This is a genomic window from Sphaerisporangium sp. TRM90804 (assembly GCF_029846175.1).
Classification (GTDB): Bacteria; Actinomycetota; Actinomycetes; order Streptosporangiales; family Streptosporangiaceae; genus Sphaerisporangium.
The window spans coordinates 318,283-333,657 of record NZ_JARWAC010000017.1 but is presented as its reverse complement, the minus strand read 5'-3'; the positions used below and the strand labels follow the sequence as shown (position 1 = coordinate 333,657).

Annotated in this window: 13 protein-coding genes; 5 read left to right on the top strand and 8 right to left on the bottom strand. The window is 71.9% G+C overall.

The window, feature by feature from the left end:
* Window positions 1–115 precede the first annotated feature (115 nt).
* On the top strand, window positions 116–3,418 hold the full coding sequence (locus tag PYR91_RS23420; protein ID WP_279782807.1) for a S8 family peptidase: 3,303 nt from the start codon (window positions 116–118) through the stop codon (window positions 3,416–3,418).
* A 125-nt stretch (window positions 3,419–3,543) separates the two neighbouring features.
* Here PYR91_RS23420 and PYR91_RS23415 read toward each other — a convergent pair whose 3' ends face one another.
* The 3 genes from PYR91_RS23415 to PYR91_RS23405 form a co-directional block, all read right to left on the bottom strand.
* Entirely contained in the window at window positions 3,544–4,506 is a 963-nt protein-coding gene (locus PYR91_RS23415) for a hypothetical protein (protein WP_279782805.1), read from the bottom strand.
* A 101-nt stretch (window positions 4,507–4,607) separates the two neighbouring features.
* Window positions 4,608–5,801 carry a monooxygenase gene (locus tag PYR91_RS23410; protein ID WP_279782803.1) on the bottom strand — a complete coding sequence of 398 codons (1,194 nt, stop codon included), beginning with the start codon at window positions 5,799–5,801 and terminating at the stop codon, window positions 4,608–4,610.
* Window positions 5,802–5,942: 141 nt separating this feature from the next.
* Window positions 5,943–6,236 (bottom strand): hypothetical protein, encoded by a 294-nt coding sequence (locus tag PYR91_RS23405; protein ID WP_279782801.1) that lies wholly within the window; start codon window positions 6,234–6,236, stop codon window positions 5,943–5,945.
* A 107-nt stretch (window positions 6,237–6,343) separates the two neighbouring features.
* On the opposite strand from PYR91_RS23405, the gene PYR91_RS23400 reads away from it, so the two are divergent.
* The 3 genes from PYR91_RS23400 to PYR91_RS23390 all read left to right on the top strand — a co-directional run bounded on the left by PYR91_RS23400 (window position 6,344) and on the right by PYR91_RS23390 (window position 8,724).
* Window positions 6,344–6,478 (top strand): hypothetical protein, encoded by a 135-nt coding sequence (locus tag PYR91_RS23400; RefSeq protein ID WP_279782799.1) that lies wholly within the window; start codon window positions 6,344–6,346, stop codon window positions 6,476–6,478.
* Window positions 6,479–6,607: 129 nt separating this feature from the next.
* Window positions 6,608–7,663: an ice-binding family protein gene (locus PYR91_RS23395; RefSeq protein WP_279782797.1), complete on the top strand. Its 1,056-nt coding sequence runs from the start codon at window positions 6,608–6,610 to the stop codon at window positions 7,661–7,663.
* 209 nt (window positions 7,664–7,872) lie between these two features.
* Entirely contained in the window at window positions 7,873–8,724 is an 852-nt protein-coding gene (locus tag PYR91_RS23390) for a patatin-like phospholipase family protein (RefSeq protein ID WP_279782795.1), read from the top strand.
* A gap of 41 nt (window positions 8,725–8,765) precedes the next feature.
* Here PYR91_RS23390 and PYR91_RS23385 read toward each other — a convergent pair whose 3' ends face one another.
* The gene (locus PYR91_RS23385; RefSeq protein ID WP_279782793.1) at window positions 8,766–9,386 is read right to left on the bottom strand and encodes a TIGR04222 domain-containing membrane protein; all 621 of its coding nucleotides are present in this window, start codon (window positions 9,384–9,386) and stop codon (window positions 8,766–8,768) included.
* A gap of 329 nt (window positions 9,387–9,715) precedes the next feature.
* On the opposite strand from PYR91_RS23385, the gene PYR91_RS23380 reads away from it, so the two are divergent.
* Window positions 9,716–10,945 (top strand): PAS domain-containing sensor histidine kinase, encoded by a 1,230-nt coding sequence (locus PYR91_RS23380; RefSeq protein WP_279782792.1) that lies wholly within the window; start codon window positions 9,716–9,718, stop codon window positions 10,943–10,945.
* A 91-nt stretch (window positions 10,946–11,036) separates the two neighbouring features.
* Here the strand turns inward: PYR91_RS23380 and PYR91_RS23375 are convergent, their stop codons facing one another.
* From PYR91_RS23375 to PYR91_RS23360, 4 genes are read right to left on the bottom strand one after another with little or no spacing between them, the layout of a single operon-like run.
* Window positions 11,037–11,609, bottom strand: coding sequence for an NAD(P)H-dependent oxidoreductase (locus PYR91_RS23375; protein WP_279782789.1), 573 nt, complete (start codon window positions 11,607–11,609; stop codon window positions 11,037–11,039).
* Between the two features lie 25 nt (window positions 11,610–11,634).
* Complete coding sequence (locus PYR91_RS23370) at window positions 11,635–12,711, bottom strand: carboxymuconolactone decarboxylase family protein (RefSeq protein WP_279782787.1); 1,077 nt, start codon at window positions 12,709–12,711, stop codon at window positions 11,635–11,637.
* Window positions 12,712–12,722: 11 nt separating this feature from the next.
* Complete coding sequence (locus tag PYR91_RS23365; RefSeq protein ID WP_279782786.1) at window positions 12,723–14,378, bottom strand: GMC family oxidoreductase; 1,656 nt, start codon at window positions 14,376–14,378, stop codon at window positions 12,723–12,725.
* Entirely contained in the window at window positions 14,375–14,947 is a 573-nt protein-coding gene (locus PYR91_RS23360; protein WP_279782784.1) for a DUF5987 family protein, read from the bottom strand. Before PYR91_RS23360 ends, PYR91_RS23365 begins: the two co-directional genes overlap by 4 nt.
* Window positions 14,948–15,375: the final 428 nt, after the last annotated feature.

Here is a 15,375-nt window from a genome sequence, read left to right as displayed (position 1 = left end):
GATCTTGGCCACTTCCGGCAGTTGCCGCAATAGGCCACACAGACCTCCTTGTCACCAAAATTCCCAAACAGTTAGACATCGGGATGTGCCTCAGAAAACCGCCCTTATCGGCATTGTGGTAGCGGCCCTGGCAGCCACCGCCACGCCGGCCCAGGCGACACCCACCCCCCCGGCCCCGACCTTCCCCCTGGCGGGGCAGGCCACCGCGGAGGCCGGACCGCCCAAGACGATCACCCTCATCACCGGGGACAAGGTCACCCTTCAAACGCTCCCCACCAAGCAGACCCGGCTCGACGTCGAGCCCGGCCCCGGCAGGGAGAAGATCAACTTCATTCACCGCCGCGCCGAGGAGGGGCTCAGCATCGTCCCGGCGGACGCCATGCCGCTCCTGGCCGCGGGCACGCTGGACCCCCGGCTGTTCAACGTCACCCAGCTCGCCGCGCTCGGCTACGACGACGCCGCCAGCCCGGCGCTGCCGCTGATCGTGACCTACCCCGGCCAGACGGACGCCGCCACGCTGCGCGCCGCCGGCGGGCGCCCCCTGCCCGCGATCAACGGCGTCGCCCGCAGCGAGCCCCGCGCCGCCGCCGGAACACTCTGGAAGTCCCTGTCCGGGCAGGCCAGGACGGCGACCGTCACCGAGAAGATCTGGCTGGACGGCCGGGCCAGGCTCAACCTCGACGTCAGCGTCCCGCACATCGGCGCGCCCCAGGCCTGGGCGGCCGGCCACACGGGCGAGGACGTCACCGTCGCCGTCCTCGACAGCGGCTACGACCCCACGCACCCCGACCTGCAGGGCCTGGTCACCAAGGCCGAGAACTTCACCTCCGAGCCCGACGTCCGCGACCTCAACGGCCACGGCACCCACGTCGCCGCGACCATCGCCGGATCCGGCGCCGCCTCCGGCGGCAAGTACAAGGGCGTGGCCCCCGGCGCGAAGCTGCTGGTCGGCAAGGTCTGCGAGCAGAGCGGCTACTGCCCCGACTCCGGCATCATCGAGGCCATGACCTGGGCGGCGGAGAACGGCGCCCGCGTCGCGAACCTCAGCCTCGGCGGCCCCGACATCCCCGGGGACGACCCGCTGGAGCTGGCCGTCGACACGCTGTCGGAGCGGTACGGCACGCTGTTCGTCGCGGCGTCCGGCAACGACGGCCCGCAGACCCTCGGCTCGCCGAGCAGCGCCGACAGCGCGCTGTCGGTCGGCGCGTCCTACCGCGACGCCGACACCGTCGCCCAGTTCAGCAGCACCGGCCCGCGCGCCGGCGACGCCGCGGTCAAGCCCGACCTCATCGCGCCCGGCGTGGGCATCGTCGCCGCCAGGGCGGCGGGCACGTCCGCCGGCTTCCCGGTGGACGACTCGCACACCGAGATGAGCGGCACGTCCATGGCCACCCCGCACGTGTCGGGGGCGGCGGCGATCGTCGCCGGACAGCATCCCGACTGGAAGGCCGCCCAGATCAAGGCGGCGCTGATGGCCTCCACGGCGCCCGGTGACGAGCTCGGCGCATACGTCCAGGGCTCCGGCCGCGTGGACGTCGCCCGCGCCGTCACCCAGCAGGTCACCGCCGAGCCCGCCTCGCTGAGCATGGGAGACATCGAGCTGCCCAGCCCCTCCCCGGAGCCGCGGACGCTCACCTACCGCAACGACGGCGACGCCGCCGTTCGGCTGGAGCTGAGCGTGGTCGCCAAGGACGGCCGGGGTGAGACGGTGACGCCGTTCAAGCTCGGCGCCACCTCGGTGGAGGTCCCCGCGCACGGCACCGCGCGGGTCGAGGTGACCCCCGAGCCCGGCGCCATGGGCATGTACAGCGGCACGGTCATCGCGACCGGCGACGGGGTCTCCGTGCGCACCGGCATCGGCATGCGCGTCGAGCCGGAGAAGCGCGGGCTCAAGCTGGCCTTCACCGGCACGGACGGGCAGCCCGTTCAGAACGCCTTCGCCGGGGTCATCGACCTCGACACCGACGAGCAGGTCAACTACGACATCTCCGGCGGCACCCTGGAGCTCCGGTTGCAGCGGGGGCATCGCTTCACGGTCGTGTCCCTCATGGCCGACCAGGACGGCACGCTGGTGATGGCGGCCGAGCCGGAGTTCACCCTGGACGCCGACCGCACCGTCACCTTCGACGCCCGCAAGGCCAAGCCGGTCGACGTCCGGCCGGAGGAGCCGACCGCGCGGCTGGCCATCGGCATGCTGGGCATGCTCCAGCTCTCCGACCGCGTCCAGACCATGGGCGTGGACGTCGAGCTGGCCGCCATGTGGGGCGCCGACCGCGTCGAAGGCATCAAGGCCATCCCCACGTCCCGCACGGCGAGCAAGAAGTTCGCCTTCTACCGCTGGACGCAGTGGGCCAAGCCGAAGGGCGACGGCAGTTACGACGACAGCCCGTACTTCTACCACCTGATGAAGGCCGAGCCGCGCATCCCCGCCGACCCCGGCTACCGCCCGCGGGGCCGTGACCTCGCCAAGGTCACCTCCACGTACGCCACCCAGCAGGACGCCAAGCTGGGTGAGCACTTCGCCCTGCCCGTGCTGTACGGGACGGAGCTGGCCTGGATGCCGTACGGCGAGGTGTCCAAGTTCCCGCTGCCGTTCCACCGGACCGAGTACTACACGCCCGGCGACACCGGCTGGTATCCGTCCTTCATCCAGTACAAGCAGCAGGACGCCTGGGACAACGTCGACCAGTTCTTCTTCGGCCAGACCATCGTCTACCGCGCCGGGCAGAAGATCTCCGACCGCTGGAACACCGGCGTCTTCGCGGCCGGGCTCGACCCCGGCGGGGACTACTCCTGGCGCGAGGAGAACCTGCTGCAGTTCGCCACTGGGCTGTTCGAGGACGGCGTGCCCGAGCGCATCTCCTTCGGCGACTACCGCGCCCCGAGGACCAAGCTCTACCGCGACGGCAAGGAGATCTACACCGACGAGTACCTGCCCGGCAACGTCGAGGTGCCCGCCGACGGGAAGGCGGCCGAGTACCGGCTCACCATGACCGCCGACCGCGACCCGGCCATGACCAAGGTGTCCACGAGGGTCAGCGCCGAGTGGCGGTTCAGGTCGAAGACTCCCCGGCCCGGCAAGCGTGAGGTGCTGCCGCTGATGACCGTCAGGATCACCCCCGACCTCGACGACCGCAACCGCGCCGCCACGGGCCACATGCGCCTCCCGCTGCGGGTCCAGCGCCAGCAGGGCTCACCCGACCTGAGGATGACCACGCTCGCCGTGGACATCTCCTACGACGACGGCCGCACCTGGTTCCCCACTCTGGTGCACCCCTCGGGCAAGGGCGCCTGGTCCGCCGAGACCTGGCATCCCTCCATCACACGCGGCAAGTTCGCCTCGCTGCGCGTCAAGGCCGCCGACACCGGCGGCAACACCTTCACCGAGACCGTCACCCGGGCCTACCAGATCAAGTGACCGAGAAACCCCGCCGCGTCCCGGACGCGGCGGGGTTTCCGTATGCACACCGGGGGGACGCCGGCCATCGCCACCATGGCGGCACCCCGGCCGGAGACCGGTGAGGCGTAAGCCCGGCCGATCCCCTACTCGGTCAGGGTTCCGCAGGTGAAGCCCTTCTCGCGGTCGGGGGACCACATCTGGACCTCGCTGAGGATCGTGCTCTCGGAGAACTTGCGGAACGTCTGACCCTTGTCGCAGTCGTAGATGGCGTACCCGCCCTCGTGCTCGCCGAGGACCATCATCCAGCGGCTGTCGTAGAGGGGCTTGCCGCCGCTGTCCTGGAGCTTGGCCCACTGCGTCTGGAAGCCGACGGCGTCCATCAGCGCGGTGGACTCGCCCTTCTCCAGCACCGAGATCGCTCCGTAGATCATCTGGATCATGAGGACGTAGCCGAGCCCGATGCCGGTGAGCGCGCCGACCATGATCTTCAGGCCCGCCCGGCCGATCGACCGGCGCCGGAGCAGCCGGAACGGCACGACATAGGCCAGAACGCCCAGCCCCGCCGCGAGCAGCACATCGCCGGCCTCGACCGTCACCCTCGCGGTGGGGTCGGCGGCGTCCAGGGCGGTCACGAAGTACATCCACCCCAGATAGGACGCTCCCGCCCATGCCGCCGCGATCGCGGCGACGATCCACGGCTGCCGCCTGATCCCCTGCGCCAGCCGGCCCAGCCGGCCGCGCGTGACCACGTTCAGCAGCCAGCCCGCGCTCAGGAGCAGCCCGACGACGACCGCGCCGAGGATCAGCAGCGGCAGGATCGTCCCCAGCAGCCGTCCGAGCAGCACGGACTGGTCGATGCCCGCCTGCTCCGGCGTGATGCCGAAGACCGCGTACATCCCCTGGTAGCCCATATAGAGCAGCGCGTACAACGTCACGCCCAGCGGGACGACCACGGCCCCGGCCTTCTCCAGCAGGTCGAGTACGCCCGCCTTGTCGTCGTCGTCCTCCTGATGCGGCCCCTGGTCTACGGGCTGCTCCGCTACAGGCGCCGGTGGTTCGGACGTCTCTCGAATCGGAGATTCCGCCGCATAGTGCTGAAAAGTCACGAGCGGGAGCATAGGGGGATCGTCCGGACTGTGGCATCCCGGGGGCCCGCACCGGCGCTCAGGGCGCGCCGGTGTGGGCCCTCAGCCGCGGCCGGAGGCGCTCACACGCCCGGAGTCCAGACGACCAGACCCAGGCACATCTCGTCGCTCGTGCCCTCGCCCCAGACGACGTAACGCGGGGGCTGGGTCTTCAGGGCGGGCAGCATCTTGCGCAGGCCGGCGTCGTGGGTGCAGGTGACCCGCAGGTGGTCGCCCTTCTTGACCGCGACGGGCTTGGCCAGCGGCCGGATGGCCTGCTCGTCGAAGTTGTACCGCGGGATGTCGAGCAGGGTTCGTTCGCCGGGGCGGCCGGGGTTGAGCTCGACCTTGATCGAACGGCCCAGCAGGTGCATGTGCCCGGCGAGGGCGTAGATCGTGCCGCCGGTGGGCAGCGGCCGGTCGCAGCGCTGAGTGCTTCCCGCGGCCGGCGGCTTGCCGTCGTTGCACGCCTGACCGAGCCACCCAGGGGTCTCCCCGGCTTGGGCGCCGAAGCGGCCGGCCAGGTCCTTGACGGCGGCGTCACGGTCGCACAGCGGGCCCGACTCCTCCTTGGCGCAGGGCAGCTCGATGGGGGCGGCCACCTGGCTGGTCTCCAGCGGGGTGAGCTCGGCGGCTCCGTCGGCGAACCGGAGCCGGATGCCGGACTGGTCGCTGCCCGCCGGCTTGCCCTCGCTGGCGAGCAGGTTGTAGTGGATCTGCAGGACGAGCCGGCTGCCGGCGGCCACCGGGTGGCCGACCTTCTGGGTGAGCAGCGTCTCGTCGGCGCCCGGCGCCCAGTGACCGATCCACTTGCCCTTTTCGATTCCGGCGTCGCCGAAGCAGGTCCATCCCTCGCCGGGGGTGCTCGCGTCGAGGGTGCGAGCCTTCTCCGCCGCACCCTGGTCAACGGCGTAGACGATCGCGTGGTGCACGAGGGAGGTGTTCTGCGCCAGGAACTGGTTGCCGGTGAGGAACGCCGGAGCGGTCAGCCCCGGGTCGAGCAGGAAGCACCGGTACTCGTCGCTCGCCTTCGGCGGCGCGGCCGGGGTGTAGGGCTTGGGCAGCTTGAGGTTGACGAAGCGCTCCCCGCTCCGCAGCGGCGCGGCCGGGGGCGGCGGCGCCGCCTCCATCCCGTGCCCCGAGTGCGTGGCCGCACCCGGCGACCCCGAGGACGCGACGGGCTGACGCGCGGTGCTCGCGCCCGGACCACATGCCCCCACCACCAAAGCCCCCGCCACCGCCAGGGAAGCCACACTCAACCACCGTGTCGTCTTCATGGGTCCAGCGTCCCCGCCCGCGCCGGTTTGTTCATCAACCTGAGAGGTCGTCCACCTCATCCTCAAGGGGGACATGTCGCGGAGGGCTCGTAATACCTTCGACGTGGGAGAGCCGCCCGGCGGGGACGGGCGAGGCGAAGGTCAGCAGCCCAGGCCGCTCACCGTGCCCAGGCTGCTCGCCTGGTGGCTGGCACAGCCGTAAGAGCCCGCGTACGCCCCGCCGGTGATCGTGATGGCCGCGGGCCCCGACCCCGACCCCGACCCGGTGCACCCGCTCGCGAAGATCCAGTACCCCACGATGTCCCCCATGTACGTGCGGGTCCCGCTGGTGCAGGTGTAGGAGCCCCCGGCATACGCCGCCGAGGCGGGCAGCGACACCCCGAACAGCAGGACCAGCGCGGCCGTGGCGGCGAGACGTTTCACCGATGAGGTCATGGCGCCCTCTTTCGTGGGGAATAGAACGGCTCATTACTTACCCCCACTCGGCCGTAATACAAATGCCGCCGATGTCCACATCCGGACTTATTTCGAATAGTCCATATATGGAACTGGGAGGTGACCTCATGGGAGACGCGGCGGCGGACACGCAGGTGTTTCGCGTGACGGCGGGAGCCGCGCTCACGTATTTCTTTGCGGCTTATAAAGATCGTTTCGGCCTCGCCTCGGGCAGGCCGTGATCGCGCGGCACGAAGATCGGCCGCGCGCGGTCACGCGCCCGGCGGCGCGGGGACCGGCCGGGCCGGCGGGAGCGCCGGCGCGCCTCCGGCCGACGGCGCACCCGAGTCGGCCCGCACGAAAGGAAGCCCATGGCGACACGAGGCCTCACCGGCGCCGTCCGCAGGCTCACCCCACCATCCCGGCGGGCACGCACCCTGGCTCTGACCTGCGCGGCCGGCGTCCTGATCGGAATGGCCGGGCCCGTGAGCGCGAGCGCGGCCACACCGCCCGTTCCCCTGGGCACCGCCGCCGGGTTCGCGGTTCTCGCCGGCTCGACGGTGACCAACACCGGCCCCACCACGGTCAACGGCGATCTCGGGCTGAGCCCGGGCACCTCGGTGACCGGCTTCCCCCCGGGGGAGGTCAGCGGGGCCCAGCACGTGGCCGACGCCGTCGCGGCGCAGGCCAAGACCGACCTCGCCACCGCCTACACCGACGCCGAGGCGCGCCCGTCCACCGCCACCGTCCCCGTGGAGCTCGGCGGCACCACCAAGACCCCCGGCGTGTACGAGTCCCCGGCGGGCACCTTCGAGATCACCGGAACGCTATCCCTGGACGCCCAGGGCGACCCCAACGCCGTCTTCATCTTCAAGGCCGCGTCGACGCTCGTCACGGCGTCCGCGAGCAACGTGGAGCTCGTCAACGGCGCCCAGGCCTGCAACGTGTTCTGGCTGGTCGGCAGCTCCGCGACCCTCGGCACCAACTCCACGCTGCGAGGGAACGTCCTGGCACAGGCCTCGATCACCACCACGACGGGCGTGATCGTGGAGGGCCGGCTGCTGGCACGCGGCGCCGCGGTCACGCTCGACACCAACACGATCAACGTCCCGGTCTGCGGCCAGTCGGCCACCAGCACCGCCACCACGCTGACGTCCTCGGCCAACCCCTCACCGGTGGGCCAGCGCGTCCGCTTCGTCGCCACGGTGAAGGCCGGCACCGGTGCGGCCGTCCCGACGGGCCAGGTGGTGTTCGCCGAAGGCCGGTCGGCCATCCTCGGCACCGGCACCCTCGACAGCACAGGGCGCGCGGTGTTGAGCACCTCCGCGCTGCCCGCCCGGATCCATCGGATCAGAGCCGTCTACATCGGCACGACCGCGTTCGCCGCCAGCACCTCACCGCGGATCGTGCAGTACGTCCTGCCTTGACCCACCCACACCGCCGACCACCCGAAGACCCCGCCGGGACCTCCCGGCGGGGTCTTCGCCTTCCTAGCGGCTCCCTGCCGGGTGCTCACCGGACTTGACCCGAATCGGCCGCGCCCGGCTGTATTGACTACGAGCGTCGTCGGGAGACGGACCTGATCGACACGCGGACCTCCGGCGCGGTGGAGGTGCGACCCGACTGGAGGACGGACATGGCGAGCAGAGCACTGGTGCTGGGCAGCGGCGGGGTCGTCGGCATCGCGTGGCAGACCGGCGTCCTGGCCGGCCTCGCCGAGCAGGGCGTGGACCTCGGCGAGGCCGATCTGCTGATCGGCACCTCCGCCGGAGCCGTGGTGGGCGCCCAGCTCGCCGCCGGCGTCGACCCCGAGCGGCTGTACGCCGGGCAGCTCGTTCCACCGGATGGCGAACCCGCCCCCAGGACGCCGATGTCCGGCCTGGTGCGCCTGGTGTGGAACATCAGCAGATCGAAGACCACGGCCGAGTTCGGCGCCCGCATGGGCAGGATCGCGCTGAGTGCCGCGACCGTTCCGGAGGCCGAACGCCGGGCGGAGATCGCCCGCTGGCTCGGAGACGTACGCCAGTGGCCCGCCCGCCCGTTGGTGATCACCGCCGTGGACGCCGAGACCGGCGAGCGGGTCACGTTCGACGCCGCGAGCGGGGCCGGGCTGGTGGACTGCGTCGCGGCCAGCGCCGCCGGGCCGGGTATCCGCCCGCCGGCCACGATCGGCGGCCGGCGCTACATCGACGGCGGCATGTCCTCACCCGGCAACGTCGACCTGGCGGCCGGCTATGACCGCGTCGTCGTGCTCGCCCCCGTGACCCGCGGCGGCGGCGTCATGAAAGGCGTCGCCGAGCAGATCGCCGAGCTGAGCCCACGGTCGCGGACAGCCCTGATCGAGCCCGGGCCCGAAGCCTGGAAGCAGGTCGTGGGCCGGAGCCTCGGCGGCATGATGAACCCCGCCCACCGCCCCGCCGCCGCCCGAGCCGGCCACGCCCAGGCCTTACGGGAGGCCCCCCGCATAGCCGAACTCTGGCGCCCTTGATCGAAGGCCGTCGGACGAGGTTCTGACGTGAGGTGGCGGGGTCAGCAGCCGCCGCCACCACCGCCGCCACCGCCACCGTCGCAGGAGCCGCCGCCGTCCCAGCCGCCGTGGGCCGGGCCGTGGCTGATTCCGGTGCCGGTCGGGGGGCTCATGGGGCCCAGGGGGCCGAGCGAGGAGCGCCATCTGCGCGATGGGCTCCTGCCGGTCTCGGTGCGCTCCTGGAGCGCGAAGGTGTTGCGCAGGCGCTGGTCGGCGATGCCCGCGACGCCGGCGAACGCGACGTCTCGCGGGCTGCCGGTGTCGCGGGCTTCGGCCGCCAGGGCGCGCAGCGTCTGGCGGCCCCGCAGGGACGCCGTGCGCCTGCGGCGGGTCACCAGGCCGAGGTCCCGCAGGGATTCGGCGATCGCCTCGACGGCCGGGGAGTCGGCCACGGCCGTGACCGCGTTGCCGAAGTGCCGGCCCGCCTCGGGGACGGCGGCGAGCACGGCGGCCTCGACCGGGTCGCCGGCCTCTCGGTGCACGATCGTCACCCGGTGCGCTTCCGGGTGGATCTCGGCGCGCCCGTCGTCGCAGAGCGCGACGACGGCCACCATCGCGACACGACGCGCCCCCCCGCACAGGTAGGCGGTCTCGTACAGGTCGAGCTCGGTTCGGGTGTCCATCCGTCCCCCTCATCCCGGAGTGATGGGCCGAGTATGCGCCGTGGTCGCGCGCGTGTCAGTCACGCATACGCAACAGGTAGTACGCGTCGCCCTCGCGGGTCCGGTCGGCCCCGACCTCGCCGGGTGAGTGGGCCACCCTTCGTGCGACCTTGTTTCCGCAGGTCAGACGGCATGTGTCTACGATGGGACTGTCCTGCGGTGTGTCGCACGTCACCTCCGTGAACGCAACCGGGCAGGTGACTCGGCCGAACGTAGGCGTGAGAAGGGGGACGGGGCGATGGCTGAACCGGCCCGCGCAGCCAGAGCCGATCGACCGAAGGGGACTGGAGATGGCCGGACCCGACTACGCCGCGGTCTTCCAAGCGGCACCGGCGGCGTTGTCGCTGTTGTCGCCGGAGTTGGTCTACTCCGCGGCCAACCAGGCCTTCGAGCGGCTGACGAGCCGTTCGCGCCAGGAGATCAGCGGCCGTTACCTGCTGGATGTCTTTCCCGGCGGCCCGTCGACCTCCCAGGGGGAGGCGCTGCGGCTTTCGATGCAACGGGTTTTGAGCACGGCCGCGGTCGACATCATGCCGTTGCAGCGCTATGACATGGAGGTTCCCGGCAGGCCGGGAGATGTGCAGGAGCGGTACTGGAACATCACCAACGCTCCGTTGCTGGACGGGCAGGGGCAGGCGTGCGGCGTGGTCAACCTGCCCCAGGAGGTGACCGCCTTCGTCCAGCAGATGAGCAGGAGGGGACTGCCGGTCACGGCCGACGCGGCCCTGGCGCACATGGCGGCGATCGAGGCCCAACTGTTCGCACAGGCGGACCAGCTGCACGAGGTCAACCAGCGGCTGCGCCGCGGCGAGGCGAGGGAACGCCGCACGGTGCGGGAACTGCGCATGGCGATGCGACATCAGCAACAGGCCCTCGCCGACACCTCCCACGACCTGCGCGGCCCGATCACCGGGCTGCAGACCCGCCTGCAGGTCGCCCTCGCCGACCCCGCGGCCGACGCCCGCCAGAGCCTGCTGGCCGCCCTTGACGACGCCGAGCGCCTGGGGGACATCGTCGGCGACCTGCTGGAGCTGGCCCGGCTGGAGGCCTGCGCGCCCGCCGACGCCGAGCCGGTCGACCTGGCCCGCCTGGTGAGAAGGGAACTGCACCACCGACAGGCGACGATCACCTCGATCACCACCGCCACGTGCCTGGACGCCGGCGTTCTGGTCCAGGGCTCGGCGGTCCAGCTCGGCCGCCTGGTGGGCAACCTGCTGGCCAACGCCGAACGCCACGCCCGCTCTCGCCTGGAGGTGACGGTGCGCGCCCACGGCGATCAGGCGGTCGTGGAGGTGACCGACGACGGGCCCGGCATCCCCCACGCCGACAGGGAGGCGGTCTTCCGCCGATTCTTCCGCCGCTCCGACGCCCGCCGCAGCGACCCCGGCGGCACGGGTCTGGGGTTGCCCATCGCCCGTCAGATCGCGCAGGCGCACGGCGGCACGCTGGAGGCCGTCGATCCCGCGGGCTCCTCCCATGGAGCGCGGTTGCTGTTGCGCCTGCCCCTGCTGCGCAGCTGATCCCGGTCCGGCCGCCTTTGAACGAGCGAGCTGACCAGCTCGGCGGCGGCCGGGACCGGGCGCGGAGCCCGTGGGGGGTCGGGCGCGGTCGTCAGGCGGGCAGGCGCAGGGGGAGCAGTGCCTGGCTGACGCGCTTGAGCTCGTCGAGCATGGCCTTGGCCGACGACAGCATGACGTCGTTCGGGGAGAGGGTGCCGTCCTCGCCCACGAGCTGGGTGACGAAGGGGATGGAGACCGCGTCGGTGAGCGGGGTCATCTTGAGCGTGGTGACGACCTGCTTGATCATCTGCGCGGCCCTGGTGCCGGCGGCGACGGCGCCGTAGCTGACGAGCCCGACCGGCTTGTAGCACCACTCCTGGTGCAGGAAGTCGATGGCGTTCTTCAGCGGGGCGCTGTACCCGTGGTTGTACTCCGGCATGACGAACAGGAAGGCGTCCGCCCCGTCGACCGTGGCGCTCCAGTCCAGCGTGTGCTGGTGGACGTACTGCCGCAGCCGGGGGTGGTTCGGCTCGTCCATGAACGGCAGGTTCCGCTCGGCGAGGTCGACCAGCTCGACCTCCTCGAACCCGCCGTGCTCCCTGGCGAGCGCGTCGATCCACAGCGCCACGGGCAGCCCGACGCGGCCCGGCCTGGTGCTCGCCAGGATGATCACCAGTTTGCTCATATCGATCTCCTCGCCTCGGCGGCGGTCAGGGGTGCGTGGCGAGACGGGTGTCCGCCGGCGGGGTGGCGACCGGGATCCAGGTCGCTATGCGGCGGGCGGCGGACATCGCCGACCAGGAGGTCAGTTCGATCAGCTCGCGGTCGCCCGGGGTGTCGGCGCGGAAGGCGTCGACGACGGCCGCGTCGGCCTGGTAGGAGGCCATCGCGGTGAGCAGGGCCAGGCGGGCGGCCGGGCGGTGGTAGGTCGGCAGCCCGGCCACCGCGTCGGCGGCCCACGCGCGGCTCGGCCCGCGCGGGGTGCCGTCCCAGGCGGCCAGCTCGGCGGTGACCAGCTCACGCACGGGCGCGGGGATCGAGCGCGCGCCGGCGGCGTCGACGGCGGCGGCCGCGCGGGTGAACGCGCCGTGCACGTGCGGCGCGGCCTCGGCCCAGGCCAGGTCGGCCGGGGCGGGGACGGCCGGCAGCAGGGTCAGCGACGCGCCGGGGGTGCCCGCCTTGCGGGCCGCCGGGCGCATGACCAGGCCGAACACCCGCAGCAGGAGCGCGCGTGCCCGGTTGGGCACCTCCGGCGGCAGCGGCGAGTCCCCCAGGAACACGTTGACCATGCGGTTCAGGTAGTGGAAGGTCGCCGCCACCCCGACCAGCTCCGAGGCCAGCCCGGGTGACATCGGCGGCGCGTGCCGCGCGGCGTCCCCGCGCACGCCGCTCGCCTGCGCCCAGGCCGCGATCTCGCGGGTGGCCGGAGAGGCGGCGTCCAGGGCGTCGCCTCCCCGCACCAGGCCGTCGAGGGTGGCCTTGTGCACGTCGACGCAGTACGGGCAGGCGTTGCCCAGGGAGACGGAGGAGGCCACCGTCTCCTTGAGCGCCCGGCCGGCGTGCCCGCCGGCCAGGAGGGTCTCCCGCAGCGTCGTCCAGGAGGCCGCGAGCACCTCCGGGGCGGGCGAGTGCAGGAGCACGGGCGGTGCCAGCATGCCGAAGTCCCGCTCGACCTGGGCGTACACCCGTGTCACCAGCTCGCCCGCCGCGCTCGGGCGCACGGCGGTGACGTGGCGCACCTGGCCGATCGTGCCCGGCAACGTCATCCGTGCGAGAAGCCTGCCCATCGCCCGCTCCCCTAGCCGCGCGTCAGGGTCGGCAGCAGGTCCTGAACGCCGCGCCGCCCGCTGGTGGATCCGTCCGGCGCCGGGGCGCCGTACTTGACGTCCACGCCCCGCTCCTGCGCGGCGCGCACGATGCCGGGAATGGCGCGCTCGGCGAGCGCGGAGATCGTCATGGCCGGGTTGACGGTCAGGGCGCCCGGCACGGAGGAGCCGTCGGTGACGAAGATGCCGGGGTGGCCGCGCAGCTCGTTGCCGTCGGTCAGCGCGGACGTCTCCGGGTCGTCGCCGATGCGGCAGGACGCCAGCGGGTGCACGGTGTAGGCGCCCACCACGTCGTTGGTCCAGGCCGCCACCTCGGCGATCCCGTCGCGTTCGAGGATGTCCTTGACCTCGGCGTCCGCCTCGGCCCAGCCGCGCAGGGTGTTGGGGGTGGGGTCGTACTTCAGCGGCCCGAGGCCGAGCATCTGCTGGGAGAGCCGGTCGGCGTTGCCCTTGGCGGGGGGCGGGCCGAACACGCCCTCGTTGTCGTCCTCGGTCATCTGGAAGATGATCAGCCAGGAGCGCCAGCGCTTGAGGATCTCCTTCTTGTCCTTGCCGAACCAGCTGATGCCGTCCATGCCGGGGACCTGCGCCAGGATGGTGCCGAGGCCGGGCGGGAAGTAGAGCTGCTCCAGGGAGAAGCGGGAGTACTCCGGCAGCGAGCCGTCCAGGCGGTCCCAGCTCGCCACGACCGGGCCCTTGCCGATCTGGTTGGCCTCGTAGGCCAGGCCGTCGCCGCGGGTCAGGCCGAGCACGTCGCGCACCTTGTCCTCGTTGAGGATGGCGGTGTTGAGCCGCTCGCCGTTGCCGGAGAAGTACCGGCCCACCGCGCGCGGCATCTTGCCGAGGGTGTCCTCGCTGCGCTGCAGGATGACCGGCGTGGCGCCGGCGCCGGCGGCCACGATGATGATCTTGGCCTCGATCGACCCGCTCTCGCCGCGGATGCGGTAGTCCTCGCCGTCGATGTGGTCGTAGTCGACGCGGTAGCCGCCGTCGGAGGTCCGGTGGATCTTCTGCACCTCGTGCAGCGGGCGGATCTCCGCGCCGTGCGCGACCGCCGCCGGCAGGTACGTGAAGAGCAGCGACTTCTTGGCGTCGAAGCGGCAGCCCGCCATCATCCAGTTGCAGTTCACGCACTTGCTGAGGTCGATCGCCGCCGGGACGGGGTTGGCGGTGCGGCCGGCGTGGTTGCACGCCGCCGCCCACAGCCCGCCCGCGTAGGGGACGTCGCTCCAGGTCTGCTGGCTGATCGGGATCGACTCGGCCACCCGGTCGTACCAGGGGTCGAGGGTGTCGCGGTTGATGGCCGCCGGCCACATCCTGCGCCCGATGCTGCCGTGGCGCTCGAAGACGAAGCGCGGGGCGCGGGGCATCGCCGCGAAGTAGACGACGCTGCCGCCGCCCACGCAGTTGCCGCCCAGGATGCTCATGCCGTCGCCGACGGTGAAGTCGAACGCCCGGGTGTAGGACGAGCCGAGCTTGAAGTCGTGGTCGAAGTCCTTGCCGGTCAGCCACGGCCCGCGCTCCAGGATCACGACCTTGGCGCCGCCGGCGGCCAGGTGGTAGGCCGCGATCGCGCCGCCGAAGCCGCTTCCGATGACCAGGACGTCCGTGCGCTCGATGCCGGTCATGCGGGGCTCCCTGTGGAGGTCGTGTCCGGGTGCAGGTTGGCCAGCTTGCGGCCGTAGGAGAACTCCGGGAACCGCCACAGGCCGTCGGGGTCGGGCCGCTCGATGCCCATCGCGATCAGCCCCGGGTGCCCGGCGGCCAGCGCGTCCGCGGTGTGCATGTGCGCGGCCGAGTCGTAGGCCATGTTGCTGAACAGCGCGAGGCTGACCCACAGGGGCTTCTCGGGATGGCCGGGCAGGGTGAGCTTCTGCACCAGGGCGGTGCGGTGCTCGAAGCCGAGCGCGACGAACGGGGGGACCGTCTCGTCGGGGGCGAGGCCGTGCTCGGTCGCGTAGGCGCGCGCGTGGTCGTTCAGCGCGCTCGCGAACCAGTCCAGCCCATCGTGGACCCCGGTGGCGTCCCACTCCAGCAGCTCGATGGCGCCCGCCGCCACCGCGCCGCCCCCGTGGGAGGCGCCCGCGACGGCCCTGTCGTCCGGTGACCGCTTCTCACCCGGGACGATCGTGTCCGCGAAAGCCTCCAGCGTCATCGTCCTGGCCTGCAGCTCTTCGTCTGGAGTTGGCGACGGCATAGGCGTATTCCTCACGCGTCAAGGTCGGCTGCTGTCGCCTCTCATCGTCGGCGCGCCCGCCGTCCCGCCGCATCTTCTGCGTTGCCCTCCGAATGGACCGGGGTATGCGCGGGGTCCTTTGAGCGGGATTGGCCTTGACGATTCACGGGGCGCCCGAATGCGGATATCCGCAGGCAGGGGGCCGATAGGGGTTGTCGCAGGACGCGCGAGAGCTAATTCTGATGGCATCGGCCCCGTGCTGCCGATGTGGCGTCGGGCGTTTCCCGAATTTCACACCTTGGGCGGGCGGGATTAATTGATTTCCATGGAGTGTGCACAGATGGCGAAGGCTCGCGATGACGAGCTCTCGCGCGGGGGACGTGCAGTGGCCCTTTCATTCGTGAGGCGAATGCGAGCTTTGAGCACGTTGCTCGACATTCCTACGCCTT